Raw genomic sequence first — 23,396 nt, forward strand, 5'->3', positions numbered from 1 at the left:
ATATCCATACGGTCCAACAATGCCGGTGGGACATGGTCAAGGAACGCTCCAAGGACGACCGCTGGTACTACTCCTTCCTCCCCTACAACCTGTCCGGGGGAAGCACCAACGCCCTGATCCCCCTTTTCATCACCGAGGGTCTGAAGGGGACGGTGGCCCAGGTGGGCATAGTCAGCGCAGCCACTTCCCTGGCCGCGGTCCCCGGGGCGGTGCTTTGGGGAAATCTATCCGACACCACCAAGCGCCGCGTCCCCTTCGTTCTCCTGGGATTCCTGGGCGTGGCCTTCTCCCTGGTGCTCATGGGTCTGTCCCAGGGCATCTCCGAGTACTACGTGGCCAACTTCATGTTCGGTTTTCTCGGCGCGGCCATCGCCCCGGTGGGCACGGTCATGGTCCTGGAAAGCTTCAGCAAGGACCAATGGGCCAAGAAGCTAGGGGAGTTCAGCCGTGTCGGCGGTCTCGGTTGGGTCGTAGGGTTGCTCATGGGCACGGTATGGCTCATGGTATTCCCTTCCGATGGGGACGCCTTCCCCATGCGGACTCTTTTCGTCATAGCAGGAATATTGGGATTCCTATCGGTCTTCCTCGGCTGGCGCTATATGAAGGAACCCGCCCGGAACATCACCCGGCGGGAAATGCAGCACATGGACCTCTACAAGGTGCCGTCCTACCTCATGGAAAAGCTGCGCTACCTACCCATGCACCTTCTGGACATAGTGGAGATATCCAGCAAGAACCTCAGTTCCAAGAACTTCCCCTCCAACCTGAAGCGGTACTACATGGTGGTGTTCCTGGCCTTCACCGGCTTCCTGTGCTTCTATGTGGCCCTACCCGTTTTCCTCAGCCAATACGTGGGCATAAGCAGCGCCCAGGTGTTCGCCGTTTATCTGGCCAGTTCTATAGTGTCCCTGGTCTTCTACGCGGTGGCGGGGAGGTTCGTGGACCGTCTGGGCGGGAGGAAGGTGCAGGTGATGGCCTTCGGGCTCAGGGTACTGATATTCCCCACCTTCTTCGTGGTCACCACGTTATCCATGGACCTGACCACCCTGTTCCTGCTCATGTGCCTCCTGAACGGCCTGGCTGGAATGTGCTGGGCGCTTCTGGCAGTGGCCGGGGACACCTTGGTGGCCCGGATGGCCAAGCGGGAGTACCGCAGCCAGTCCATGGGCATGTACAACTCCATCCGAGGGATATCCTCCATAGTCGGCTCGCTGGTCGGCGGTCTGGTGGCAGAGTTCTACGGTTATCTGGCCCTGTTCATCCTCTCCTCAATCTTCATAATATCGGCCATCGCCCTACTGTTCAGCACCGATGTGGAAAAGGAGGCCGACGAGACGGTGAAAGAGGTCGCCACGGTCTGATATCAGAGCATGCTGGCGATAGACCGTCCGTACTGCCGGGCCCGTTCCTCCTGGTCCGGACGAAGCTCGTTCCCGTCCATTATGAAATGTTCGGGCGGCAAGAGCATCCTCAACCCCTTTTTCGTAAGCAGCTGGCTCAATCGGTCGGCCGCCCCGTAGTGCATGTTCTCATAACGGGTGTCGAAGGTGACGAAGTCGTGGTCCGTCCCGGCCTCCTTGACGGCGTTCAGGACCAGCGTCCTGAAGCGGAAGGTAGCTCGTCCCCATCTGGTGGGGGAGCCGAGCACCCATAGTTTCGCTCCCATAAAATCCTCCTCCCCGGAGACCGATTGATGGCGGCATTCCACCTCATGCCCTTTCTCCTTCAGACCTTCGGTGATGGCCTTGGCCATGCGTTCCGTGTTGCCGTAGATGGAGTCGTACATGACCAGGATCTTCATAAACCAGGCATCCCTTCCGTCATTTACATTCTTTGCCCCATCCAACGTGGCCGGGCGTGGGCAAAATTTCATATAAGGCAATTCTTGTCATAAGTTCCGGCCAACGGGTCCTGATCGCCTAACATGGACAGGCAAGGTCCGTTCGGATCGGGGAATTGGATGGACCATGGGCAGGATAGGACTTGGCACTAAGATCAAGTTGGGCGTTTCTATCGCCCTCATCGTACTGGTAGTGCTGTACTCCGACCCCGGGGAGATGGGAGAGGCCCTGTCCGGGGTCAACCTCTGGCTCATCGGGCTGGTCGTCATCCTCTATCTCATCAACATGGCCTTCAAGGCTTACCGCTGGGGGGTGCTGATGGAGCACGCCGGGCACGACGTCCCCTTCCGTTCCACCTTCACCGCCTTCTCCCTGTCCCAGGCCATCAACAACCTCATACCCGGGCGGGTGGTCGGAGAGACCTCGCGCATCGTGGACATAAACACCCGGGAGGGGGTCAGCATGGGCAAGGGGCTGGCCACGGTGGTCACCGAGCGAATCATGGACTTCGTGGTGCTGACGGTGCTCTCGGTCACCAGCCTGGTGCTGCTGCTGGCGTACATCGTGGAGGACCTCCGCGGGTACCTGATATTCATGGTCGCGGTCATGGTCGTGGCCAACATCTTCTTCATCTACATTTTGGCCAAGCCGGCGCTGCTGGTCCGCCTCGGGGCCTGGGCCGCCAGAAAGATGGACCGATTGTTCAAAGGGGAGAAGGGCACCGAGCTTTCCGCCAAGATGATGGGCATGATCGGCTCCTTCAACGAGGCCTTGACCTTCAAGGGGAACCGTAAGCTCATGGTATGGGCCGCGGTGCTCACTGTATTCATCTGGGTGAACGAGATCGCCCGCCTTTTCCTGATCATCATGGCCTTGGGTGCGGAGGTCTCGCTGGTCGCGGTGGTGGCCGCCTCCAGCCTGGCCTCGCTCAGCGGCGTGCTGCTAGCGGCCGGTAGCGGCAACGTGGTCATGTCCTCGGCGGTCTTCACCGCCGCTAAATTGGACGTGCACATCGCCACCACCGCGGGCGTATTAAGTGCCCTGACCTCCATATGGCTTGCCGTGCCGGTAAGTCTCATAGCTATGCTGGTCGATCACCGGCTGGGACCGCCGGCCAACTCGGCAAAGTCCAGCAAGACTACAGACGAAAAGAAGGGATTGAACTGAAGTGCACAATCGTTCTGATGTTAAAGAATGAAGAAGGGAACGTCGGCCCGCTGACCGAGGACATACTCGAGGTGTACCGAGACCAGAAGATCGACGGCGAGGTCCTGCTGGTGGACGACGGCAGCATCGATAAATCGAAGGAGATATGCGATCAGCTGGCCAAGGACCACCCGAACGTGCGGACGGTGCACCACGTGAAGAATCTGGGACGGTCGTACGCTATCCGCACCGGCTTCCAGCAGGCCAAGGGCGAGATCGTCATAATCATGGACGCCGACCGCCAGTACGAGCCGAAGCAGATCCCCATGTTCCTGGCCAAGATGGACGAGGGCTACGACGTGGTCACTGGCTGGAGGAAGGAACGCACCGACACCTTTATCCGCCGCTTCATCTCCCGAACCTACAACCGTTTAATCATCCGCCGCAAGTTCAAGCTGCAGATCAAGGACCAGAACAGCGGCTTCAAGGCCTTCCGCCGGGAAAAGGCGGTGGCCATGGGCTTCGACCCCGAGGGCTACCAGGGCCTGCACCGCTTCATCCTTCCGTTAGCGGCGCTGAAGGGCCTGAAGATAGCTGAGGTGCCCATCGTGCACTACGACCGACCCAGCGGCAAGTCGTACATCAAGTTCTACACCGTGCCATTCATCACTTTGCGCGACTTCTCCAAGTTCAAGAAGGACCACAAGGAAGAGATCAAGGCCCTGAAGAAGAAGGGCTGAGCGAGGGGATGCCTTGATGAACGGGCTGCGAAGGACCTGGGACAAGGCGATGTCCAAGCTCCGCCCGATGTCGGTGGGGCGCAAGATCGCCGTGTACTTGATCATAACCCTGCTGCTCTACGGTTCCATGATCGTGGTGGACCACGTCTTTCTGGTCGGAACCATCGAGGACGACCTATCGCATCCGGACCTGGACGTGTACCGGGCCCGGACGCAGACGATTTTGGACGGGGGGTTGCTGTACCGGGACGTGCACACCGAGACCCCGCCCATCATCAACTACCTGCTGATCCCCCCGCAGCTGCTGGGCGGCGCGGAGCTGGACTGGGTCTGGAGCGCCTACTTCTCCTTCTTCGCCTTCCTGATAGCCGTGCTGATGTACTGCTCTCTGCGCCAATTCGACGAATGGAAGGCCTACCTGGCCGGCATGGTCGTGCTGCTGTCGCCCTTCACCTTCATCGAGTCCGGCACCGGTGAGGACGAGTCCGTCACCGCCTTCGTCTTCATGCTGGCCGCGGTGCTCATCCTCCTGGAGAGAAAAAGATCGGCCGCCACGGTCATCGGCGTGGGCATCTGGACCAAGATGTTCCCCTTGTTACTGTTCCCAGTGCACTTCCTGCAGCAACGCCGCTGGAAGGACCGTCTTATGATTTCGGGGATAGTGCTGGCGATCACCCTCCTAATCACCCTGCCCTTCGTCGTCCTGTGCTGGAGCGACTTCTCCTACTTCCTGAACTTCTACTTCCTGGGGAACGAGGGGCGCCCCACCGGCGGGTCCAGCGTCTGGCACTTCCTGAGGATGGGCGGCTGGGGAATTCCGAGCATCGTGCAGCTCGGCTTGCTCGGCGCAGCCATGGCCTCCGCCTACCTGTACCCCTATTACAAGAAGATGCCCGCCTGGCAGAGCATGACCCTCATGCTGGTGGTGTTCTTCGCTTTCTACCCCAAGGTCCACGGGGGCTACTGGATAATGTTGATCGCCCTGCTCTCGGTTTGGGCCGTAGACAACCGCAAGATACTGCTCCGCATCTTCCTGGCCTTCGTGCCGATGATATTGGCTACCGCCTTCGCCGAAGGCGAGGGCACGGCGCCCCCGGTAGAGTTCTACGGCAGTTGGCTGTTAGGGTTGGTACTGGCGCTCATCGGCCTGCTGATGTTCGTGGACGCCGTGCGGTTGGCCATGAAGGAGCGCCCCTTCATCGAGGCCGCCCCTTCCGGCTGATTCAGAGCAGCTTCTTTCCAGCCTCTGCGCCGGAGCGGCAGTCGAAGACCTCGGTGACCTTCATGACCACCAATCCCTTGCAATCGAGGTTGGGCCTCCTCTCCTTGACCATACCTTTCATCTTCTCGTAGTCCGCGCCGGACTCCAGGACCTTAACGTCGCCCTTGACCTTCAGGCAGCCAGGGACGCCGGCGGTCCAGACCAACAAAGCAACGCGCGGGTTCTCCTTCAAGTTCTTCAGGGTCTGGTGGAAGAACTGGTTGCCTATCCAGATCGTCTCCGGGTCCATCAATATGGCCATGCCGATGGGCACGACGTTCGGATCTCCCTTCTTGGAGGCGGTGGCCATGGCGAAGTACTTGGTGGCCTTGAAGGCCTCTATCATTTCCGGGGTGAGCACTACCATGCTTCAGGCATGGTCCTATGTACTAATAATCAGTACGCCGGGGTGTCGGGCTCAGACCGATCTGATGTTCTCCACGTTCTTAGCATTGGTGAGTATCTGGAACTTGGAAATCCCTCGAGGTATGACCAGGATCTCTACGTTCTCTATGGAGTGTATGTGGCTCTGGACCAGGGGCCAGTCCACATCCGGTTCGAACGTGAGTCGCTCCACGTTGTTGATGATAACCATACCGTCGAGGGACGCCAGGTCCTGGCGGTTGATGGCGATATCCTCCATGTTCCTGATGCGATACACCGGTCCCTGGTGCTGTTCCAGGTAGGCCCGCATGGCCTGGGTGGTCAGATCGCCGATGGAGACCAGCACCAAGGCCATTGAGTTCGTGGCCGAGGAAGGTCGTAAGATGGGTTTGGAGATGAAACGCTCGGGGGTCCCCGGCTCTCCCCCAGAAGAGATAGTCAAGGCGTCCAAGGACTATGACATAGTGGTCATGGGCACCGCCGGACGGACCGGTCTGGCCCACCTGCGGCTCGGAAGCGTGGCCGAGCAGGAAATCCAAATGCCCTGTCCTGGTGGTCAGGGCCTCCGCCACCCGTCCGATGATCTGAACATCTGAATATATCAGATGGTCCTCGGACCACCGTTCGAGACGAACGGTTTATATCTATTTCAAATGCGTAATGACCCCAATACCCAAGGTATAGGTGGCTTGCATCGATGGTTGGACGATCTAAGGGTAATGTTCTTTCTGTGGTCTTCATCTCATTGTTACTGTTCGGAACCTTGTGCGTAGGCTTTGCCAATGTGGCATCCGCCGAGGAAGAATTCATGGATGGTGACTACATCTATACGGTCAACGCCTCTCTCACCGAGGCCACGATCAAGCAATATGTGGGCCTTGGAGGAGACATCACCATCCCTTCCACTTTAGGAGGATATCAGACCGCGGTGATTCAACACGAGGCGTTCAGCTACCCCGGCGGGCTCCTGGTCACCTCGGTCATCATCCCCAACAACGTCATTACCATCGAGGACTATGCTTTCGCCAATTGCATTCTATTGACCTCGGCCTATATTGGCAGTGGCGTCACATCATTTGGAGAACAGGCGTTCCTCGGCTGCGATTCCCTGGTCTCCATCACCGTGGACGATTCCAATCCGAGCTATAGAAGCATTGTAGGTGTATTGTACGACAAAGACCTTACCACCTTGATCAAATGTCCGTCGGCCAAGGCTGGAGAGGTAATAATCCCCCACGGTGTCACCTCGATTGGTTGGTATGCCTTCGATTCCTGTAAACTCCTGGAACATCTGGCCATGGGAAATGGTATCACGTCCATCAAATCCTACACATTCTACGAAAGCACCGCCCTGGAATCGGTGACCTTCACTCCGAACAGCAATCTCGTATCCATCGGAGAACGGGCTTTCGATTCCTGTACCTCGTTGAAGGCCATCGATCTGCCGGACAAGCTTGAGACCATTGGGGACAGTGCGTTCCGGTCGTGCACTTCGCTGACCCCGTTGAACATACCTGGAAATGTCACCTCGATCGAATCGGGTGCATTCTCAGAATGTACTTCGTTGACGGGCGTTATGATACCAGCCAGCGTCACGTCCATCGGAAATTACGCTTTCGGCGGTTGTAATAACCTGACATCGATCGACGTGGAGGAAGCGAACGCCAATTATTCCAGCATTGATGGTGTTCTGTACAACAAGACCGCGACCGCCCTTCTTCAATATCCAGCCGGAAAAGCAGGCGTGCTCGTCCTCCCCAGCAGTGCAACAGAAATAGAGAGAGGAGCTTGTATCAATTGCTACAACTTGACCTCGGTGACCATGGGAGACGACGTCGCCACCATCGGCTGGGGCGCATTTTATGGTTGTAGCAACCTGACCTCGGTGACTATGGGAAAGGGCATAACAACAATCGGTCTCTCAGCGTTCTTAGGCTGCACAGGACTGAGCTCCATCGTCATACCGGCAAGTGTGACAACTATCGGAGACTTTGCTTTCTTTGGCTGCTATTCCTTGACCAACATCACCTTCCTTGGGCTGGTCTCTCCCTTGTACGTCGGGCAGGCCTGGATAACGGACACACCAGCGACCTTGCGGGGCCACGCGGACCCTGACTCGAACTTCCCAGTGCCAGGAGCCACCTTCTACGGGCTGACCATGGGCTACAACATCGAGGCGCCCGAACCCGAATCCAACGATAACACCATTTTAATAATACTGGCCGTCATCGCTATCATAGCCGTGCTCGTGGCTGTGATAATGCTAATGCGTAAGCGCAAAGGAAAGGCGTGATCAGAGCACGGAGAATCAGTTCCCCCAAAGATAAAATAGTCAAGTGCAGGGGAAGGGATTTGAACCCTCGGACCGCTAGGGACTAGACCCTGAATCTAGCGCCGTTGGCCAAGCTTGGCTACCCCTGCCTAGGATTTAGCCGAAGGAAATCAACCTACTAATACCTTATGCATTCGTTCCTTTTTCGAGGGTGCATGGCGAACCATTCTTTGGAGAGTATGGACAGCATCAAGTCGTCCACGTTCCGGCCGTTCTTGGTGCGGTATTGGCGCATCGTTCCTTCCACAACGAAACCACACTTCTTGTAGGCCTTCTGCGCCCGCAGGTTCTCGGAATCGGTGATGAGGTCCACCCGGCGCATGCCCAGCTCCTCGAAGCAGTAGCGGAGCAGGGTGGTGATGGCGTCGCTGCCGTAACCTTTGCTCCAGTAGTCCTTCTCCCCGATCAGGATGCCCATGGTGGCCCGCTTGTACTTCCAGGAGATATCCTCCAATCCGGCGTTGCCGATGGGCTTACCTTCCTTGGTCAAGATGGTAAAGACCATCTTCCCTTCCCGCCTGATGTTGTCCACCCAGTTATGCTCCATCTGCAGGCTGATGGGCGAGTCGGCCTTTAGCCAGCGGGTCACCTCCGGGTCGTTGATCCACTTCTCGTACAGCGAAACGTAGCTGCGTTCGGCCGCCACCAGGTCGACCTTCTCCCCTATCAGCATGGTTTCGCCTCCGTGGACAGCAGGGAGAGCAGCGTCGAATCGCGCCATTCCCCACCGTTGAAATGGTCTTGACGGAGCACACCTTCCACCTGGAAGCCCACGGCCTGGAAGGCGTCCAGGACAGGTTGGTTATCGAACGACACCCTGGTCCACAACCGGTGCAGCCCCTGCCCGTCGAACAGGTGCTTGGTGGCTAATGCCAGTGCCTCCTCCATCTGTTCCTGGTCCGTCTTCTCTCCCCATATCAATGTTACTTGCGCCGAGTCGCTCATGGGTTGAAGGTGGCCGATCTCCACCAGGCCGAGAGGCGTTTCCTGAGACAGCCCAAGGACCACCAGGTCGAAGCGCGAGGGCTGGGCCAGTCGTTCCTTTATGATGTCCTGCACCTGCTCCAGGCTGTAGCAGGCCTTCCAGGAGGGCCGCCCCGCGGCCCGGCGCGCCTTGGGGTCGTTCAACCAGCGGAACATGGTAATCTCATCAGTGGACTGCAAGGGCTCTAGCCCCACCAGCCTTCCTCGGAGCATGAGGCATCCATAGCCTAAGTGGGAAATAATCCTATTCCCCGGCATGCTTCGGGCCTTCCCCTCCTTCCAGCGCAAAAATGATTTATGGGGAACGGCATGGCCGGGCATGGACCTGAAGATCGTGCTTTTGGGACCCCCGGGATCGGGCAAGGGAACGCAGACCGAGAGGCTGGTAGCCGAGTTTGGTTTCACCAAGATATCCACCGGGGACCTGCTGCGCGAGGCGGTCCGCAACGGCACCCCATTGGGAAAGGAGGCCAAGGGCTACATGGACGCCGGGAAGCTGGTCCCGGACGACCTGGTGATCGGCCTGATCAAGGAGAAGCTCAAGGGGCTGAAGGGCGCCGTGCTGCTGGACGGCTTCCCCCGCTCCCTGGAGCAAGCCAAGGCCCTGGACAAGTTCTTCCACGTGGAGATGGCCGTGGACCTGGAAGTGGACCAGGAAGTGCTCATCAAACGCCTCACCGAGAGGAGGTCCTGCAAGGCCTGCAACGCCGTGTTCCACCTGGAGTTCAACCCACCCAAGAAAAAGGGCATCTGCGACAAGTGCGGCGGAGAGCTGTATCAAAGGAGCGACGACACCGAGAAGATCGTGCGGGAAAGGTTCACCACCTACACCGAACGCACAGCCCCGCTCACCGAGCACTACCGCAAGAAGGGCGTGCTCAAATCGGTGGACGGCATGGGCTCCATCGACGACGTTTACAAGCGCATCGCCAAGGTAATAAAGGCTGCCTGAAGTTAACGAAAAGGTTAAAGGCAGGTAGTAATTACCACCGTTTCGCACAGCCCCGTAGTGTAGCGGTCAATCATGCGGGACTCTGGATCCTGCGACGGCAGTTCGAATCTGCCCGGGGCTACCACTTATCCCCTTACGGCTCTTCCAGACGCTCTTCACCCTGGCACAGGTCCTGGAAATACTTCTCCGCGTCCGGCGGTCCGCGGGATATCACGACATCCCCGACCTCCAGTTTAGCGTCCTTCTCCGGCCCGTACAGGTACTTGCGGCCCCTTTTGATCGCGACGACCCACATGCCGCTCTGGCTGGCCAGCCTCATGCTGCCCAAGGTGCGTCCGACCAGGTCCGAGCCCTCCTTGACCTCGGCCAAGGTGATGGTGGTGTCGGCGTCCTTGATGCTTAACCGGATCACCGGGTGCGGCTCGTCATCGTGGATGGTGACCATGGCTATCTGCATCGCGGCCTCGGATATCTCCTCCACCGCCATGGCCAGCTTGATGATCGCGAAGGCCTTTCCCTCGTCGTGGTCCTGCCCGGACCGGGCGATGGCCTGGCGCTGGATGTTGTTGGCCAGTTCGTCCAGCATCTCCTCCATCAGCACCACCTCCTCGGCGATCTCCTTGTTGTTGTAGAGCAGGGAGGAATAGGCCAGGTCGATCATCAGCTCGGAGGTGTCCTTGAGCTCCAGAAGCATGTCCTCTAATTGGTCCATCACTCTTCCTCCCCTTTGTCGTCGGGATAGACCGGCCACTTTTCCTCGCCATTGGCGTACTTTCTGAGGATGTCGTAGCCGTCGTCGGTGCCGCGCACGATCAATGTGTCCGCAGCCTTCAGCCTGGTCCCCTCTTCAGGATCGTATAACCAGCGCTTGCCGCGCTTGAGGGCGATGATGCGCATGCCCGTCTCGGATTCCACGCCCAGCTCCTCGATGGTGCGGCCGACCATGTCCGATCCCTCGCTGAGGACCAGACGCTTGATCTTCTCCTCCGCCTCCCTCAGTATGAAGGTCAGGAAGGGTCGTTTGTCCACTTCGCACTCCATGAGCTTGACTATGTCCCCGGCGGCGTTGGATATGCGCCGGGAGGCCGCGGCCACCTCTAACAGGGAGGACAGCTTGTTGGCGTCCTTGTGGGTGCGTGCGGAGAGCATGGCCTTTATCCTGATGTTCTTGCTCAGCTCCTCCACGTCCTCCTCCATCTTCTGGACCTCGTCCGCGATCTCATGGCTGTCGAACATTATGGAGGCGTAGGCCAGGTCTACCATTATCTCCGAGATGTCCTTCATCTCGGTGAGTATCTCCCGGACCGTGGCGTGGGCCAGATCGTACTTCTCTAACCGCTGCTCCTTTCCAAGCTCATTCATAAAAAGAACACCTGTACCGAGTCACGGCACCAGGCCACCGGCTGAACCGGGGGTTGTTGGTCGATTTAGCGCGTGACATCTTGGTTGGCCTCACGGGGTCGCCAGGCAGAACTCTCCCAGGCACCACCGTCATCATTCCTTATGTTTTTCTCTATATATCATCGTTGCGAAATAATGCCGTCGTTTTGCATACCTGCTGGAACTCATTTTTTACCATCTGGTGGAATGCCTTATTATTAATATTTTAAAATGTTACCTCTATCCGGGTGCTGACATGAGCGGGGCAGTGAGGACTTTTTTCAGCAACAATAAAGCGGTCTTCACCATGGGGTTCATAGCCCTGCTGATATCCTCGCTGGGCGACATATCGGCCGGGGTCACACTAGGTTTCATGACCGACAGCCTTGAGCTGCTTCCCGGGCTCATGATACTAATTCCACCGGCAATAGGCATGCGGGGTAACATATTCGGGGCGCTGGGAAGCCGGTTGGGAACCTCGATGCACGTGGGCACGTTCGAGCTATCCCTGCGCAAAGGGAGCATACTGCGGCAGAACATGGAGGCATCCCTGATCCTTACCATGGTCATCTCCTTCCTCATGGGCGTGCTGGCCAAGGTCGTCTCCGTCGCCCTCGGCGTGGAGAGCATCAGTCTGCAGCAGTTCATCTTCATCTCCGTGTTCGGGGGAGTGCTGGCCGGATTGGTACTTATAGTGGTCAACATCATCGTGGCCAACGTAGGCTTTCACCGCAACTGGGACATCGACAACATCAGCGCCCCCGTGCTGACGGCCGCCGGGGACATCGTAACGTTGCCCATGCTCTTCATCGCCGCCCTACTGGTAACTTGGACGAATCATGGCGGGCAACTGGTCATCAACCCCATGTTCTACGACATCATGATGGTGATCTTCCTAATCATCACTGTCTACCTGATCTACGACGCCCTGTACCGGAGGGACGAGGAGGCCAAGCGCATCTTCGTGCAGAGCGCCCCTGTGCTTTTAATATGCACCATGCTCGACCTGGGTGCCGGTCTCACCATTGAGGACCATTTGACCCATCTGGTGGCCTTCCCGGCCTTGTTGGTCATGATACCGCTGTTCCTGGAGAACAGCAACGCCCTGGGTGGGATATTGACGTCCCGCATGTCCTCCCTGTTGCATATGGGTATACTGGAACCGAAGAGCGTCCCTGGAAAGGCCAGCTACGAGAACTTTGTCATCATCTACATATTCGCCCTCTGGGTGTTCACCCTGACCAGTGTAACCGCTCACTTCGTATCGTTGGCCATGGGGCTGGCCTCGCCCGGTCTCTTGGCCATGATCACTCTGGGCCTTTTGGCCGGGCTGATAACCGTCACCGTGCTGAACTTCCTATCATATTACGTGGCGGTGACCACCTTCATGTTCTCCCTGGATCCGGACGACCACAGCATCCCGGTGACCTCCTCGGCCATCGATTTCATCGGGGCCCTGGCCCTCATGGGCATGATCGTCCTGCTCGGCCTCTCGGTCTGAGTTGGCACAAATTAATATGCTATGGAACGTTCCCTAAGTATCCGAAGGGGAGCTGAATGATAGACAGGCAGAGCATCCTGGCCAATTTGGAGAGATACGATCCCAAGAAGATTAAGATAGGCGTGCTGGCATCCCATTCCGCCCTGGACGTCTGCGACGGGGCGGTGGAAGAGGGCTTCCGTACCCTGGCCGTGTGCCAGGAGGGCCGGGACGCCGCCTACACCAAATACTTCAAGGCTTACCGCGAGAAGAACGGCAAGCTCCGCCGGGGCATGATCGACGAAGCCTTGATGTTGACCAAGTTCAAGGAGGCCACCACCCCCAAGGTCACCGAGCGCCTGCTCAAGGAGAACGTGCTTTTCGTACCCAACCGCTCCTTCACCTCCTACTGTGGCATCGACGCGGTGGAGAACGACTTCAAGGTCCCCCTGGTCGGCTCCCGCAACCTGCTCCGCTGCGAGGACCGCGGCGGGGAGAAGGACTATTACTGGCTGCTGGAACAGGCCAGCATGCCCTCGCCCCGCAAGGTGAAGCGGCCGGAGGACATCAGCGCCCTGACCATCGTCAAGCTGCATCATAAGCAGAAGAAGCTGGAGCGGGGCTTCTTCACCGCCTCCACCCCCGAGGAGTATCGAGAGAAGGCAGGGAAGCTGATCAAGGACGGTGTCATCGACCAGGAATCGCTGGCCGAGGCTCGCATGGAGGAATACATCATCGGCCCCGTCTTCAATCTGGACTTCTTCTACTCTCCCCTGGAGGAGAAGGGCAGCCGCATCGAGCTGCTTGGCATAGACTGGAGGTTCGAGTCGTCCCTGGACGGCTTCGTACGCCTGCCGGCGGCGCAGCAGCTGGCGCTAAATGATGCACAAAGCATTCCTGAGTACACCGTCTGCGGGCACAACTCCTCCACCATGAGAGAGTCCCTCCTGGACGGGGCGTTTGAGCTGGCCGAGAAGTTCGTGAAGGTGGCGGAAAAGCACTTCCATCCGGGCATGATCGGGCCGTTCTGCCTGCAGACCTGTGTGGACAAGGACCTGCACTTCTTCATATACGACGTCGCTCCGCGCATCGGCGGGGGCACCAACGTGCACATGTCCGTCGGTCACCCCTACGGCAACTCCCTATGGCGCCGGAGCATGAGCACCGGACGCCGACTGGCCATGGAGGTCAGGCGAGCGGTGGACGAGCAAAGGATTGAGGAGATCGTCACCTGATGGAAGCTTCGTAAAACCCCTTTTTTATTATTTTTTCCTTATGGCCAGCATTTTTTTTAGGTCTAAGTAACCTTTATAAACGGCAACACTATTCCGAAGTAATCCTAGACTCAGTCAGCACAATAGGTGCGCCTATCGCGAGGGAGGGAAATAATGCAAAGGAATAAAACCTGGAAGCTAGCGACCGGACTGATGGTCCTGATACTCCTGGCCACGCCATTGTTGGCGTTCGTGCCTTCCGAGGTCAGTGCCGCCACCGGGAACAAACTATCGATCAACGTGTTTGATAACGACGGTCCGATCATTGGAGCCACTGCCTCCCTTACGGAAGTGCGCAAGCAGGCCACCACCTACTCTGACAACTCCGACAGCGCCGGACTGATCGAGTTCACCCCTGCGACTGGTTACTACCAGCTCAGGATATCCGCCACCGGCTATTACGACTTCGTATACAGCGACGTTATCCGCTTCGATGGCATCAGCGCAAGAAACCTGGGCAACGCGATGATGACCGCTATGGCCACCGCTAACAAGTCCGTCCAGTTCAACGTCACCTCCGGTTCCACCGCGGTCTCATCGGCCGTCGTGACCGTCAAGGAGACCTACAATGGCGTGACCCAGACGGTCGCCACCGGCAGCACGAACGCTTCCGGCCTGCTCAACGTGACCCTGCACACCGGCTCCTTCACCGCCGTGGTAAAGAAGAGCTACTTCGTGACCAAGGTCGTCGCTTTGACCGTCTCGGGCAACATGATGCAGAACGTTTCCCTGAGCGCTTCGGCGTCCTACAGCGGAACCGTAACCGTGGCTGGATCCCCGGCCACCAGTGTGAAGGCCTACCTGGTCGACAAGGATGACCCGCTGTCCGCTCCGGACGCCAAGATCATCATCGCCGCCACCGTGACCTCCAACTTCTTCCGCTTTGACGCCTATCCGGGCAACTTCACCCTGCTGGTCGATGCCAGCGGCGCACTGGCCCAGATATCCGACGTCACCATTACCGGCAACGACATGACCACCGTAGCCCTCGCCGCGCAGAACCTGCAGACCGAGGAGAACACCTTCGCCTTCGCCGCCGACGACTGGAACACCGTCGTGCTGACCAAGGCCCTGGATCTGGACTACGACTACACCGTTCCGGGAATAGCTTACTCCTACCTGCCCAGCGCCAGGATGCAGATCGATCTGGCCCTCGGTGACGGAGACGGAGTCGTGGAAGCCAATGAACTGACCAACTACACGAACGTCATGGCTTCCTTCGGCCCCTGGGACGTCACCACCGACGGCATGCTTACCGTGTCCTCTATAGTATACTACTCTGAGGACGTCGACCCGACCTTCAGCGCCACTGGCCTGGACGCTGCCGTAAGCAGCACTTCCGGCTTCCAGCTGGAGATCGTGGCCAACTACGAGTCCGCATCCGCCATAACCAATGGACTGGGAGCATACACGGCCAAGGTGTACACCTCCGCCGCCACCTCGTCCATGGCCTACAATTACACGCTGGCACTGCCCAACGGCGATGACATGTACGAACTGGTGAAGAACGTCACCAGCCCGACCAGCATCACCGTCGTCGGCTACACCGAGGTTACCGTCGTGGCCTCGTCCACCGGCGGATACGCCACCTTGACCATCGACATGTCCGAGGCCCCCGTGGCCGCCGCGGCCGTGGTCACCGGGACCGCCGCCTACAAGGTCCTGAACGGCTCCACCCTGATGTACTACATCGTTTCCAGCGGCGTCAACACCACCTTCACCGCCACCGGTTCCAGCGACCCCAACGGCAACCCGTTGAGCTACATCTGGAACTTCGGCGACAGCAGCAGCGCCACCGTGACCACCCTGACCACCAACCACATCTACACCGTGGCCAAGCAGGTCACCGCGAACCTGACCGTCACCGACAAGGCCGGCCTGGTCGCCTATAAGGAATTCAAGGTCCGCGTGGACAACGTCGCCCCGGTGATCGTCATGACCTATAACGACTCGGCCGTCGGCAGCATCCTGACCGTCGACCAGAACAGCGCCGTGACCTTCACCAGCGAGGACAGCTACGACCGCCTGAACGCAACTGCGGACGGGCTGATTGCCAGCTACGCCTGGAACTTCGGCAACGGGAACGCCGAGACCATCCTGCTGGGCGAAAACCAGAACGTCAGCAACACCTGGACCAAACCGGGTACCTTCAGCATGTACCTCAACGTGACCGACGTGGTCAACCACACAACCAGCAAAATGGTCACCGTCACGGTGCTCGACACTAAGGCGCCTGTGGCCAAGTTCACCGTAAAGCTGAACGGCACCACGGTCACCACCGCCAAGGAGAACCAGACCCTAGTCTTCAACTGCTCGGCCTCTACGGACGACAGCGAAATCGTCGATTACTTCTGGAACTTCGGCGACGGCACCAACAGCACCGAGCAGACCCCCAGCCACAACTTCACCAGCATCGCCACATTCTCGGTGAAGCTGGTCCTGACGGACGAGGCCGGGAACAAGGGCTACTACAACTACAGCCTGAAGATCACCACTTCCAACCGCCCGGACATCCGGGTGAACGGAGTGACCTTCGACCCGACCAAGTTCACCGAGGGCGAGAAGGGCACCATATACGTCAACGTGACCAACGTGGGCTCCGCCAAGGCCGAGGGCTTGTACGTCCAGCTGTTCAAGGTCAACCTTGACGGCGACAGCAAGCTGCTCACCGACGTCGGAACGCTGTGGGTCAACGACAGCGAGGCCACCTACCTCAACATCGGCGAGACCGGCATGCTGAGAATTGAGTACAGCTTCGACTCCAAGGGTGACTACACCCTGCAGGTGAACGTCACCGCCAACAACGAGGTCTCCTCGGTCATGGGCGACAACTCCAACACCGTCTCCCTGGAGGTCCAAGAGGCTTCCTGGAAGGCCTGGCTGCTGTACGGTGGTATCTTCGCCGTGGTCATCGTGGTCATAGTCCTCTTCCTGTTCAGGAAGAAGCTGCCCATGGTCTCCGGCAAGAAGGCCGCCGCCCCGCCGACCAAGAAAAAATAATAAAAGCAAGCCCAAAACCCTTTAACCTTCCTCTTTCTTTTTTATGCCAATGCTTCGGCTCATCGACTCCGGCCTCTGTCATCCTCTTTACACCGTCGCCCTGGAGGAGGCCATAATGGAATCATGCGCCCTGGGGCTCATGCCGCCCACGCTGCACCTGTACTCCCGGGACCGGCCGACGGTCTCCCTGGGATACTTCGAGAAGGTGACGGAAGCGGTGGACATGGAGGCGGTGATGCGCGAGGACGTGTTCCTGGTCCGCCGCATGTCCGGGGGCAGCACCATATTCACCGACCAGGGGCAGCTGATATTCTCGCTCACCATCGACCAAGGGGCGCTTCCCCGGCCGGAGGAGGCCTACGCACTTACTTGCAACGTCCTGATATCCGCCCTCGGCACCCTGGGGCTGGACGCGGAGCACAAGCCCCCCAACGACGTCCTGGTGGAAGGGAAGAAGATATCCGGCAGCGCCCAGACCCGGAAGCGCGGCATGATCCTGGTGCATGGGACGGTCCTGGTGGACACCGACCTGGACCGCATGATGCGCATCCTCCGCCCCCGCCATGATAAGCACGCCCGGGGCAGGACGGACATGACCTGCCTGAGGGAGGCGTTGGGACGGCCGGTGGACATGGCCCAGGTGAAGAACGCCCTGGTCCAGGCCTACGCCGAGGCGTTGGAGCAGAGGGTGGTCCCCATCCCGGTGAACGAAAGGGAGAAAGAGCGGGTCAAGGACCTGATAAATGAAAAGTATGGAAAGGAGGAGTACATCCTCCAGTTCTAACTACTGAAAGTTCTCCAGGTCCAGGAAGGCGAACTTCCGGCCGTCCATGAAGAAGCCCACCTTCTTATGCAGCATGATCGTGCTCTTGCTGTCGGGCATGATGACGCTTTGCACCGCCTTGGCGCCCTTCTTCTTGGCGTCCAGCGACGCCTTTCTGAGCAGCTTCAGCCCCACGCCCTTGCGGCGGTGGTCGGGGTGCACGCCCACGTTCTCGATCCACAGGACCTTTTCGATGCCGTTGACATGCTCCACGATCTGGGAGAACAGGAAGCCGACCACCTGTCCTTTCTCCAGGGCCACGTAGCTCAGGCCGCTGTTCTGGTAGAACTCGAAGGAGTCCTTGGTCGAGGCGCCCAACTGCTCCATCAGCTCCGGCGGCAGCTCGTCCCAATCCTTCTGCAGGGAGCTCTCCAGATACTCCCTGATGCAGAACAGCTCCAAGGTCCTCACGTTCGATCGGTCCTCGTCCTTGACCTTCCTTATGTCTACCATCACATCTCCTCCGGAGCGGCTATCCCCATGGTCACCAGGGTGTTGTGCAACGCCCAGCGCGCCGCCTCCACCAGGCACAGCCTGGCATCCTGGTGCTCAGACCTCAGTACCGGCACTACGCCATAGAACTGGTTCAAGGCCGAGGCCAACTCGTGGCCGTAGGTGGGGAGCATGTTTATGCGCCGCTTGTCCCCCGCCTGCCTTACCACTTCTTGGAACTGCGCCAGTATCCATATGAGCTTGCGCTCGTACGGGTCTGTCAGTACCGATAAGTCAGCCCCTTTATTAAAATCTCCCGTCTTGCGCAATATAGAGCAGCAACGGGCGTGGGCGTACTGCACGAAGGGGGCGCTGTTGCCCTCGAAGTTCAGCGCTTCCTCCCACTTGAATATGAGCTGCTTCTCCGCCTGCACCCGGATGATGTTGTAGCGCACCGCACCCACCCCGATCTCCTGGGCTATGCGCCTTTTATGCTCCTCCTCCAGGTCCGGGCGGCGATCGCAGACCTCCTTGTGCGCCCTCTCCACCGCCTCCTCCAAGAGGTCGTCCAGATAGACCACGACGCCCTTCCTGGTGGACATGCGCCCCTCGGGCAGGGAGACGAAGGAATAGAAGATGCATTCCGGGGCCCGGTCGTATCCCAGGATCTTCAGGGCCGAGGCCAGCTGCTTCTGCCCCAGCTTCTGGTCCTCGCCCAGGATGTTCATGAGCTGGTCCGCACGGCGGAACTTGTCGATGTGGTAGGCCAGATCCCTAGTGGTGTAAAGCGTCGTCCCGTCCTTGCGGGTGAAGAAGAAGCGGGTGTCCCGCCCGTGCACGCCGAACTCCTCGAGGTTGAGAAAGTAGGCCCCATCATCGATCTCGGTGTAGCTGGAGGCCTTCAGCTTGTCCACGACCTGGTGGGCGCTCCCGTCCAGTATGTACTGTGATTCGTAAGTGTAGCGGTCCAGGGTCACGTTGACCCCGCTCAGGCTCACGCGTATACCGTCCAGCATCATGTCCACGGTGCGCCGTACCCGGGCGATGACCTCGGGATCGCCGGCCTCGAAGCGCTGGGTCATCTGGGCGATTTCTGCCGCCACCTCCGCGGACGATTCCATCATCTTGTTGGCCACCTGATAGTAGCCGACCAGTCGGTGGTCGTTCTTCTCCCGGTCCGCTTTGGGTACCTCCTTCTCGGTCAGATGGGTCAGGGCCCAGGTCAGCAGCACCACCTGCTTGCCCACGTCGTTGACGTAGTACTCGGTGGCGACCTCATGGCCGCACATGCGCAGGCATCTGGCCAGCGTGTCACCTATCAGCGGATTGCGAGCCCGGCCCACGTGGATCGGCCCGGTGGGGTTGACGGAGGTGTGCTCCAACAAGACCTTCCCCGGCCGGGGGTCACCCCGTCCGAAGTCACCCTTCCTCTCGAGGGCATCGCGGACCACCATGGTGCCCAGCAACGTCTCGTTCACCCGGAAGTTGAGATATCCCCCGGCCTCCCAGACCTTGCCGATGTACTCGTCGACGGTCATCTTTGAGCATAGCTCTTTGGCGATGATCTGGGGCGCCTTGCGCATCTGCTTGGCGAACTGGAAGCAGGGAAGGGCGAAATCGGCCATCTCGTGGTCCGGCCGCTCCAGAATGAAATCCCCGGTGAAGCCCATGGATGCCAGCTCCCTGTCCGTCCGCTCCCTGATGTGCGATTCGAAATGCCCTAGCGCGTCCATTTATTCACCTATGCTGAACCTGAGCAGACCGGCGATGCCACCGAAGGCCTTCAGGAGCATCTCCCCCTCCTCCGACTCCGGTGATATGAGCTCGACCTTGGTGCCCATCAGCTCGGCCTGCTCGAACAGGTCGTCGACCAGGTCGATGTCCTTGGTCACCGTGCCCGTGGTCCCGCACTTGGGGCAGGGCATGGTCGCTCCATCCGGGCTCTTGTCCATGGTCTTCTGTATGACGCCGCAGCTAGGACATTCGACGGTCACCCGGCGCCTTCGCAGCCCTTCCGATACGAGCAGCACATCCACCGCGCCGATCGTGATGGCGTTGCGTATATGGTCCTCACCGTAGACGGAAAGGCTGTTGTCGCTCTTGCGGATCTCCTCCATGAACCTTAGGAAGAAGCGCTTCTCCCGCATTAGGTCCAGGTCATAGAGCTTGTCCTTGGCCTTCTCCATCAGCTCCTTCAGTCCGTACTCGTCCGTGTAGCCGATATCGAAGGTGTCGATGACCTTTTTTTCCAGTTCGTGGTGGAGATATCCCTCCTTGAGGAAGAACTCCTTGCTCGGTCCCGGACCTCCGATCAGGATGCCCTGCAATCCCTCCAGGTTCAGGAAGGATTCGGTCATGATGTCGCTGACCTTCTTGTAGTACTCGTTGGCCGCGATCTCGATCAGCCTTTCGAAACGCTGGGCGGATTGGCCGCCCATTCGGTGCTTGCTCGGCACCAGTGAATCAAAATTGCGTATGACGCTGATGCGCTTTCCGCGCAGCACACCAATGGTGGCCTCGCTGCGGTCGATGACCACGAGACCGAAGACCTTCTTGTCCACCAGCATGCTCAGCAGCGGCTCCAGGTAGAAGTCGGAGTCGCATCGGTAAAGGAAGGTGGTGATGGGGTCCGGGGGCTCCAGAACGTACTGCACCATCTTGGTCTGGTCGCCGGTGGTGGATATCTCCCCCACGAAGAAGATGACGCCGTTGGCCGGCGGGGCTTTGAAGTACTTCAGCCGAGCCAGTATGGATTGGATGGCTCCCTGCACGTTCTTGCGTGTGCCCTGGGACTTGATGTTGGACGACTGGGAGAACTCCTCGCGCAGATAGGCGGCGACATCGGAGATCTGCTTGTTGGGCGGCACGTACACTGATATGAGCTCAGTGCCTCGCCCTTTCAGAGCCTGTATCTCCTCCAAGGACCTCTTGAAATCGTATTTTTGACGATCCGAGAGGGTCTCGCCCTTGATTTCGTCCATATCTGACGACCTATCCTTTTTTTAGGTGAAAACGGTTCTAACTTATATCTGTTGGTATGCAAATGGACAAGGTCGTGGTCTCCCTCGGCGGTTCGGTCATCGTGCCAGATGACAAGGACGATGTCTTCTTGAAGAGCTTCTCCGCGATGATCGAAGGACTTAGCGAACGCTATCAGATATACTTGGTCTGCGGGGGCGGCAAGATCGCCCGCTACTACATCGACGTGGGGCGCTCGCTGGGCCTTTCGGAACACCAGTTGGATGAGCTGGGCATAATGGCGACCCGTCTCAACGCCTCCCTGGTGGCGAAAGCCATAGGGGACCGGGCGGCGGGCAAGGTGCCCACGGAGGTCCTGGAGGCCCATCGTCTGGAGCGCAAGGGCAAGGTGGTGGTCATGGGCGGAACGGTCCCGGGACACACCACCGACGCGGTCTCGGCCATGCTGGCCAAGGAGGTCCATGCCGCCCGCATCATCAACGGCACTTCCGTGGACGCCGCATACACCGCCGACCCCCGCAAGGACCACCAGGCCGAACGCCTGGCGAAGATCACGCACCAGCAATTGTTCGAGCTGGTCAACGTCGGACTTCATGGGGCTGGACCGTCCAACGTCTTCGACAAGCTGGGAGCGCAGATAGCCCGGGACAACAGCATCGACATATTCATCGTCAACGGGCGAGACCTGGACGAGATGCAGGCGGCTATCGAAGGAAGGCCGATCAAAGGGACGGTGATTTCAGATTAGCTTTTTCCGAAGGAAGAAGACCGCCAAGCAGCAGGTGCAGAGGAAGAAGGGCAAAAAGCCCCAGAAAGAATGGGACGATTCCAAGGAGCAACCTAAGGCCCCGCCCCGGAAAGCCCCATCTCAACCTGCTCCACCGCAAACCAAAGAGCGCCCCAGGCCGACCGCAGGTCTCTCCCAGGTGCAGCACGATTCCCTATTGGCCGGAGGTTTCTTCTGCATCGTGAGCGGACTTCTCATGCTGCTCTCCCTGTTCCTGCCCTGGCTTACACTGAACGGGACGAACCTGGACCTCATCGGCTTGATGGAGGAGAACACCTTCTTCCTGGCCGGACTGCCCGTGCCCTTCCTCGGTGCGGCCTTGCTGGTCGTTTCTATCATCGCCCTGGTGCGAGGTTTCCGTTCCAGCAAGGGAGCCGGCCGTACCCCGCTGGCCCAGGCCATCCTGGCCATGACCACGTCATTGCTGGTCATCCTGGAGATGCTCCTTCTGGAGCGGACCTATAACGGACAGGACGCCCTGTACGGCGCCGGCGCCTTCCTGAGCGTGGTCGGAGCCATATTGGCCATGGCCGGGGCGATGCTCATGCAGGTGGTGTCCAGTAGATCGGTCAAGACCAAGCCCGTAGGGTTCAAGGCCCTGGCCCAACGCAGCGAGGCTCCCGCCGGCAGAAAGGAATGGCAGCCCCCGGAGAGCTCGGTCAAGGCCCCGCGCTGCCCGTCCTGCGGAGAGGAGGTGCAGCCCGGCTGGAAGGCCTGCCCGGCCTGCGGACACGCCTTCATATCCGGCGGGCGCGACGACGACAAGCTCTAAATGTCGAGCAGGTCCCCGTCTTCCAGCACCTTGAATCCGGATCCCTCGATGAGCTCGGTCAGGCGTCTGGCCTCAGGGCGGGAGAACGATTTTTTATGAAGATAGGCGACGTCCGTCCCGCTGGCCTTCATGGCCTTGGCGATTGCCGATATGGCATGGTCGTCGTCCCCCGCCTCCAATACATGCTTGGCCACCATGTGCCCGAAGCTCACCTTTTTGGCCAGGGTGACCTCGGTGAAGCGGGGGGCGTAATGCCCTCCTCCCACGCCCACCACCACTGGCCCCTGGCTCGGAGTGAAGTTCAGCAAGGACCCGGCCAGGGCCTTGGCTGCGTCCAGATCTCCCCATTTGCTATCATCGCTCCCTATCTCAAGGTAGGTGGTGGGGACATCCAGGAACGGGCCATGGTGGGTGACCTCGTAGGAGATCTGGAAAGGCAGCCCTTTTCCCCTGACGGCGATTTCCCGCAGCATGCCGCTGAGAAAGGTCGGCGAGGCCGGGACCAGTGTTCCGTCCTTCCCGCCGTGCTCGGCCTTTCCGAAGTTACCTATGGGGTGGACGGTCAGGGTGGGCCGGCCCGAGGCCGCCCGATGTTTTGAGAGGAAGACAACCTCGTCCGCCCGGACCCCGACCTCCTCCTTCACCAGTTGGTCGATGTTGTCCAGATACAGGTGCAAGGTGTCGGTGGTCACCATGACCAGGTCCTTGAGCCGGCGGACCGGCTTCCCTTGGAAGAGCCCCTCCTCGCTCCAATCGGCCGTCTCCAGCAATCGGTCGCGTAGGTTCACACTGGCCACGTCGGAGGTGCAGCACACAAAGAGGCGCATGA

General features: G+C 59.1%; 24 protein-coding genes and 2 tRNA genes. 14 read left to right on the plus strand and 12 right to left on the minus strand.

Translation table 11 applies throughout. The features are described from left to right. Positions 1-32 precede the first annotated feature (32 nt). Positions 33-1,361: an MFS transporter gene (locus tag NT131_01440; GenBank protein MCX6650313.1), complete on the plus strand. Its 1,329-nt coding sequence runs from the start codon at positions 33-35 to the stop codon at positions 1,359-1,361. Positions 1,362-1,363: 2 nt separating this feature from the next. On the opposite strand, the gene NT131_01445 is transcribed toward NT131_01440, so the two are convergent. Then, positions 1,364-1,801: a flavodoxin family protein gene (locus tag NT131_01445; GenBank protein MCX6650314.1), complete on the minus strand. Its 438-nt coding sequence runs from the start codon at positions 1,799-1,801 to the stop codon at positions 1,364-1,366. A 166-nt stretch (positions 1,802-1,967) separates the two neighbouring features. Between NT131_01445 and NT131_01450 the strand changes: the two genes are divergently transcribed. From NT131_01450 to NT131_01460, 3 genes are read left to right on the plus strand one after another with little or no spacing between them, the layout of a single operon-like run. After that, the gene (locus tag NT131_01450; GenBank protein MCX6650315.1) at positions 1,968-3,008 is read left to right on the plus strand and encodes a lysylphosphatidylglycerol synthase transmembrane domain-containing protein; all 1,041 of its coding nucleotides are present in this window, start codon (positions 1,968-1,970) and stop codon (positions 3,006-3,008) included. A gap of 17 nt (positions 3,009-3,025) precedes the next feature. Next, positions 3,026-3,727 (plus strand): glycosyltransferase family 2 protein, encoded by a 702-nt coding sequence (locus NT131_01455; GenBank protein MCX6650316.1) that lies wholly within the window; start codon positions 3,026-3,028, stop codon positions 3,725-3,727. Positions 3,728-3,743: 16 nt separating this feature from the next. Next, entirely contained in the window at positions 3,744-4,949 is a 1,206-nt protein-coding gene (locus tag NT131_01460; protein ID MCX6650317.1) for a glycosyltransferase 87 family protein, read from the plus strand. 1 nt (position 4,950) lies between these two features. On the opposite strand, the gene NT131_01465 is transcribed toward NT131_01460, so the two are convergent. Together NT131_01465 and NT131_01470 are read right to left on the minus strand one after the other, a co-directional pair. After that, positions 4,951-5,355, minus strand: a complete 405-nt coding sequence (locus NT131_01465; GenBank protein ID MCX6650318.1) for a pyridoxamine 5'-phosphate oxidase family protein — start codon at positions 5,353-5,355, stop codon at positions 4,951-4,953. Positions 5,356-5,406: 51 nt separating this feature from the next. Further along, entirely contained in the window at positions 5,407-5,727 is a 321-nt protein-coding gene (locus tag NT131_01470; protein ID MCX6650319.1) for a hypothetical protein, read from the minus strand. Here NT131_01470 and NT131_01475 point away from each other — a divergent pair. Then, positions 5,705-5,968: a universal stress protein gene (locus NT131_01475; GenBank protein ID MCX6650320.1), complete on the plus strand. Its 264-nt coding sequence runs from the start codon at positions 5,705-5,707 to the stop codon at positions 5,966-5,968. The two genes, NT131_01470 and NT131_01475, sit on opposite strands and share 23 nt — an antisense overlap. 212 nt (positions 5,969-6,180) lie before the next feature. Next, entirely contained in the window at positions 6,181-7,665 is a 1,485-nt protein-coding gene (locus NT131_01480) for a leucine-rich repeat domain-containing protein (protein MCX6650321.1), read from the plus strand. Positions 7,666-7,709: 44 nt separating this feature from the next. Here NT131_01480 and NT131_01485 read toward each other — a convergent pair. The 3 genes from NT131_01485 to NT131_01495 all read right to left on the minus strand — a co-directional run bounded on the left by NT131_01485 (position 7,710) and on the right by NT131_01495 (position 8,901). After that, a tRNA-Leu gene (locus NT131_01485) sits at positions 7,710-7,793 on the minus strand. Positions 7,794-7,822: 29 nt separating this feature from the next. Next, positions 7,823-8,377: a GNAT family protein gene (locus tag NT131_01490; protein ID MCX6650322.1), complete on the minus strand. Its 555-nt coding sequence runs from the start codon at positions 8,375-8,377 to the stop codon at positions 7,823-7,825. Next, the gene (locus NT131_01495; protein ID MCX6650323.1) at positions 8,371-8,901 is read right to left on the minus strand and encodes a GNAT family protein; all 531 of its coding nucleotides are present in this window, start codon (positions 8,899-8,901) and stop codon (positions 8,371-8,373) included. The genes NT131_01490 and NT131_01495 overlap by 7 nt, the downstream gene beginning before the upstream one ends. Positions 8,902-9,007: 106 nt before the next feature. Here NT131_01495 and NT131_01500 point away from each other — a divergent pair, with 106 nt between their 5' ends. Continuing rightward, complete coding sequence (locus NT131_01500) at positions 9,008-9,640, plus strand: adenylate kinase (GenBank protein ID MCX6650324.1); 633 nt, start codon at positions 9,008-9,010, stop codon at positions 9,638-9,640. 48 nt (positions 9,641-9,688) lie between these two features. Next, positions 9,689-9,764: transfer RNA gene (locus tag NT131_01505), tRNA-Gln, on the plus strand. Between the two features lie 9 nt (positions 9,765-9,773). On the opposite strand, the gene NT131_01510 is transcribed toward NT131_01505, so the two are convergent. Beyond that, positions 9,774-10,352 carry a potassium channel protein gene (locus NT131_01510; GenBank protein ID MCX6650325.1) on the minus strand — a complete coding sequence of 193 codons (579 nt, stop codon included), beginning with the start codon at positions 10,350-10,352 and terminating at the stop codon, positions 9,774-9,776. Further along, positions 10,352-11,002, minus strand: a complete 651-nt coding sequence (locus tag NT131_01515) for a potassium transporter TrkA (GenBank protein ID MCX6650326.1) — start codon at positions 11,000-11,002, stop codon at positions 10,352-10,354. Before NT131_01515 ends, NT131_01510 begins: the two co-directional genes overlap by 1 nt. 274 nt (positions 11,003-11,276) lie before the next feature. Between NT131_01515 and NT131_01520 the strand changes: the two genes are divergently transcribed. The 4 genes from NT131_01520 to NT131_01535 all read left to right on the plus strand — a co-directional run bounded on the left by NT131_01520 (position 11,277) and on the right by NT131_01535 (position 17,558). Then, positions 11,277-12,521, plus strand: coding sequence for a magnesium transporter (locus NT131_01520; protein ID MCX6650327.1), 1,245 nt, complete (start codon positions 11,277-11,279; stop codon positions 12,519-12,521). A gap of 56 nt (positions 12,522-12,577) precedes the next feature. Beyond that, positions 12,578-13,735 (plus strand): formate--phosphoribosylaminoimidazolecarboxamide ligase family protein, encoded by a 1,158-nt coding sequence (locus tag NT131_01525; protein ID MCX6650328.1) that lies wholly within the window; start codon positions 12,578-12,580, stop codon positions 13,733-13,735. 153 nt (positions 13,736-13,888) lie between these two features. Further along, positions 13,889-16,774, plus strand: coding sequence for a PKD domain-containing protein (locus NT131_01530; protein MCX6650329.1), 2,886 nt, complete (start codon positions 13,889-13,891; stop codon positions 16,772-16,774). Between the two features lie 43 nt (positions 16,775-16,817). Further along, positions 16,818-17,558: a biotin/lipoate A/B protein ligase family protein gene (locus NT131_01535; protein MCX6650330.1), complete on the plus strand. Its 741-nt coding sequence runs from the start codon at positions 16,818-16,820 to the stop codon at positions 17,556-17,558. On the opposite strand, the gene NT131_01540 is transcribed toward NT131_01535, so the two are convergent. Genes NT131_01540 through prf1 form a run of 3 tightly spaced genes read right to left on the minus strand, consistent with a single transcriptional unit; the run spans position 17,559 to position 21,010 of the window. Then, the gene (locus tag NT131_01540) at positions 17,559-18,050 is read right to left on the minus strand and encodes a GNAT family N-acetyltransferase (GenBank protein ID MCX6650331.1); all 492 of its coding nucleotides are present in this window, start codon (positions 18,048-18,050) and stop codon (positions 17,559-17,561) included. Beyond that, the gene (gene argS, locus NT131_01545; GenBank protein ID MCX6650332.1) at positions 18,050-19,762 is read right to left on the minus strand and encodes an arginine--tRNA ligase; all 1,713 of its coding nucleotides are present in this window, start codon (positions 19,760-19,762) and stop codon (positions 18,050-18,052) included. The genes NT131_01540 and argS overlap by 1 nt, the downstream gene beginning before the upstream one ends. After that, on the minus strand, positions 19,763-21,010 hold the full coding sequence (gene prf1, locus NT131_01550) for a peptide chain release factor aRF-1 (GenBank protein ID MCX6650333.1): 1,248 nt from the start codon (positions 21,008-21,010) through the stop codon (positions 19,763-19,765). It lies immediately after the preceding gene. Positions 21,011-21,072: 62 nt separating this feature from the next. Between prf1 and pyrH the strand changes: the two genes are divergently transcribed. Together pyrH and NT131_01560 are read left to right on the plus strand one after the other, a co-directional pair. Further along, the gene (gene pyrH / locus NT131_01555) at positions 21,073-21,756 is read left to right on the plus strand and encodes a UMP kinase (protein MCX6650334.1); all 684 of its coding nucleotides are present in this window, start codon (positions 21,073-21,075) and stop codon (positions 21,754-21,756) included. Between the two features lie 34 nt (positions 21,757-21,790). Next, on the plus strand, positions 21,791-22,567 hold the full coding sequence (locus tag NT131_01560; GenBank protein MCX6650335.1) for a zinc ribbon domain-containing protein: 777 nt from the start codon (positions 21,791-21,793) through the stop codon (positions 22,565-22,567). On the opposite strand, the gene NT131_01565 is transcribed toward NT131_01560, so the two are convergent. Next, positions 22,564-23,394: a D-aminoacyl-tRNA deacylase gene (locus NT131_01565; protein MCX6650336.1), complete on the minus strand. Its 831-nt coding sequence runs from the start codon at positions 23,392-23,394 to the stop codon at positions 22,564-22,566. The two genes, NT131_01560 and NT131_01565, sit on opposite strands and share 4 nt — an antisense overlap. Positions 23,395-23,396 lie beyond the last annotated feature (2 nt).

The organism is Methanomassiliicoccales archaeon, from assembly GCA_026394395.1.
Classification (GTDB): Archaea; Thermoplasmatota; Thermoplasmata; order Methanomassiliicoccales; family UBA472; genus UBA472.

Coding starts and splice junctions, on each gene's coding strand:
- NT131_01440 (MCX6650313.1), top strand. CDS start 33: ATGGTCAAGGAACGCTCCAAGGACGACCGCTGGTACTACTCCTTCCTC.
- NT131_01445 (MCX6650314.1), bottom strand. CDS start 1,801: ATGAAGATCCTGGTCATGTACGACTCCATCTACGGCAACACGGAACGC.
- NT131_01450 (MCX6650315.1), top strand. CDS start 1,968: ATGGGCAGGATAGGACTTGGCACTAAGATCAAGTTGGGCGTTTCTATC.
- NT131_01455 (MCX6650316.1), top strand. CDS start 3,026: ATGTTAAAGAATGAAGAAGGGAACGTCGGCCCGCTGACCGAGGACATA.
- NT131_01460 (MCX6650317.1), top strand. CDS start 3,744: ATGAACGGGCTGCGAAGGACCTGGGACAAGGCGATGTCCAAGCTCCGC.
- NT131_01465 (MCX6650318.1), bottom strand. CDS start 5,355: ATGGTAGTGCTCACCCCGGAAATGATAGAGGCCTTCAAGGCCACCAAG.
- NT131_01475 (MCX6650320.1), top strand. CDS start 5,705: ATGGAGACCAGCACCAAGGCCATTGAGTTCGTGGCCGAGGAAGGTCGT.
- NT131_01470 (MCX6650319.1), bottom strand. CDS start 5,727: ATGGCCTTGGTGCTGGTCTCCATCGGCGATCTGACCACCCAGGCCATG.
- NT131_01480 (MCX6650321.1), top strand. CDS start 6,181: ATGGATGGTGACTACATCTATACGGTCAACGCCTCTCTCACCGAGGCC.
- NT131_01490 (MCX6650322.1), bottom strand. CDS start 8,377: ATGCTGATAGGGGAGAAGGTCGACCTGGTGGCGGCCGAACGCAGCTAC.
- NT131_01495 (MCX6650323.1), bottom strand. CDS start 8,901: ATGCTCCGAGGAAGGCTGGTGGGGCTAGAGCCCTTGCAGTCCACTGAT.
- NT131_01500 (MCX6650324.1), top strand. CDS start 9,008: ATGGACCTGAAGATCGTGCTTTTGGGACCCCCGGGATCGGGCAAGGGA.
- NT131_01510 (MCX6650325.1), bottom strand. CDS start 10,352: ATGGACCAATTAGAGGACATGCTTCTGGAGCTCAAGGACACCTCCGAG.
- NT131_01515 (MCX6650326.1), bottom strand. CDS start 11,002: ATGAATGAGCTTGGAAAGGAGCAGCGGTTAGAGAAGTACGATCTGGCC.
- NT131_01520 (MCX6650327.1), top strand. CDS start 11,277: ATGAGCGGGGCAGTGAGGACTTTTTTCAGCAACAATAAAGCGGTCTTC.
- NT131_01525 (MCX6650328.1), top strand. CDS start 12,578: ATGATAGACAGGCAGAGCATCCTGGCCAATTTGGAGAGATACGATCCC.
- NT131_01530 (MCX6650329.1), top strand. CDS start 13,889: ATGCAAAGGAATAAAACCTGGAAGCTAGCGACCGGACTGATGGTCCTG.
- NT131_01535 (MCX6650330.1), top strand. CDS start 16,818: ATGCCAATGCTTCGGCTCATCGACTCCGGCCTCTGTCATCCTCTTTAC.
- NT131_01540 (MCX6650331.1), bottom strand. CDS start 18,050: ATGGTAGACATAAGGAAGGTCAAGGACGAGGACCGATCGAACGTGAGG.
- argS (MCX6650332.1), bottom strand. CDS start 19,762: ATGGACGCGCTAGGGCATTTCGAATCGCACATCAGGGAGCGGACGGAC.
- prf1 (MCX6650333.1), bottom strand. CDS start 21,010: ATGGACGAAATCAAGGGCGAGACCCTCTCGGATCGTCAAAAATACGAT.
- pyrH (MCX6650334.1), top strand. CDS start 21,073: ATGGACAAGGTCGTGGTCTCCCTCGGCGGTTCGGTCATCGTGCCAGAT.
- NT131_01565 (MCX6650336.1), bottom strand. CDS start 23,394: ATGCGCCTCTTTGTGTGCTGCACCTCCGACGTGGCCAGTGTGAACCTA.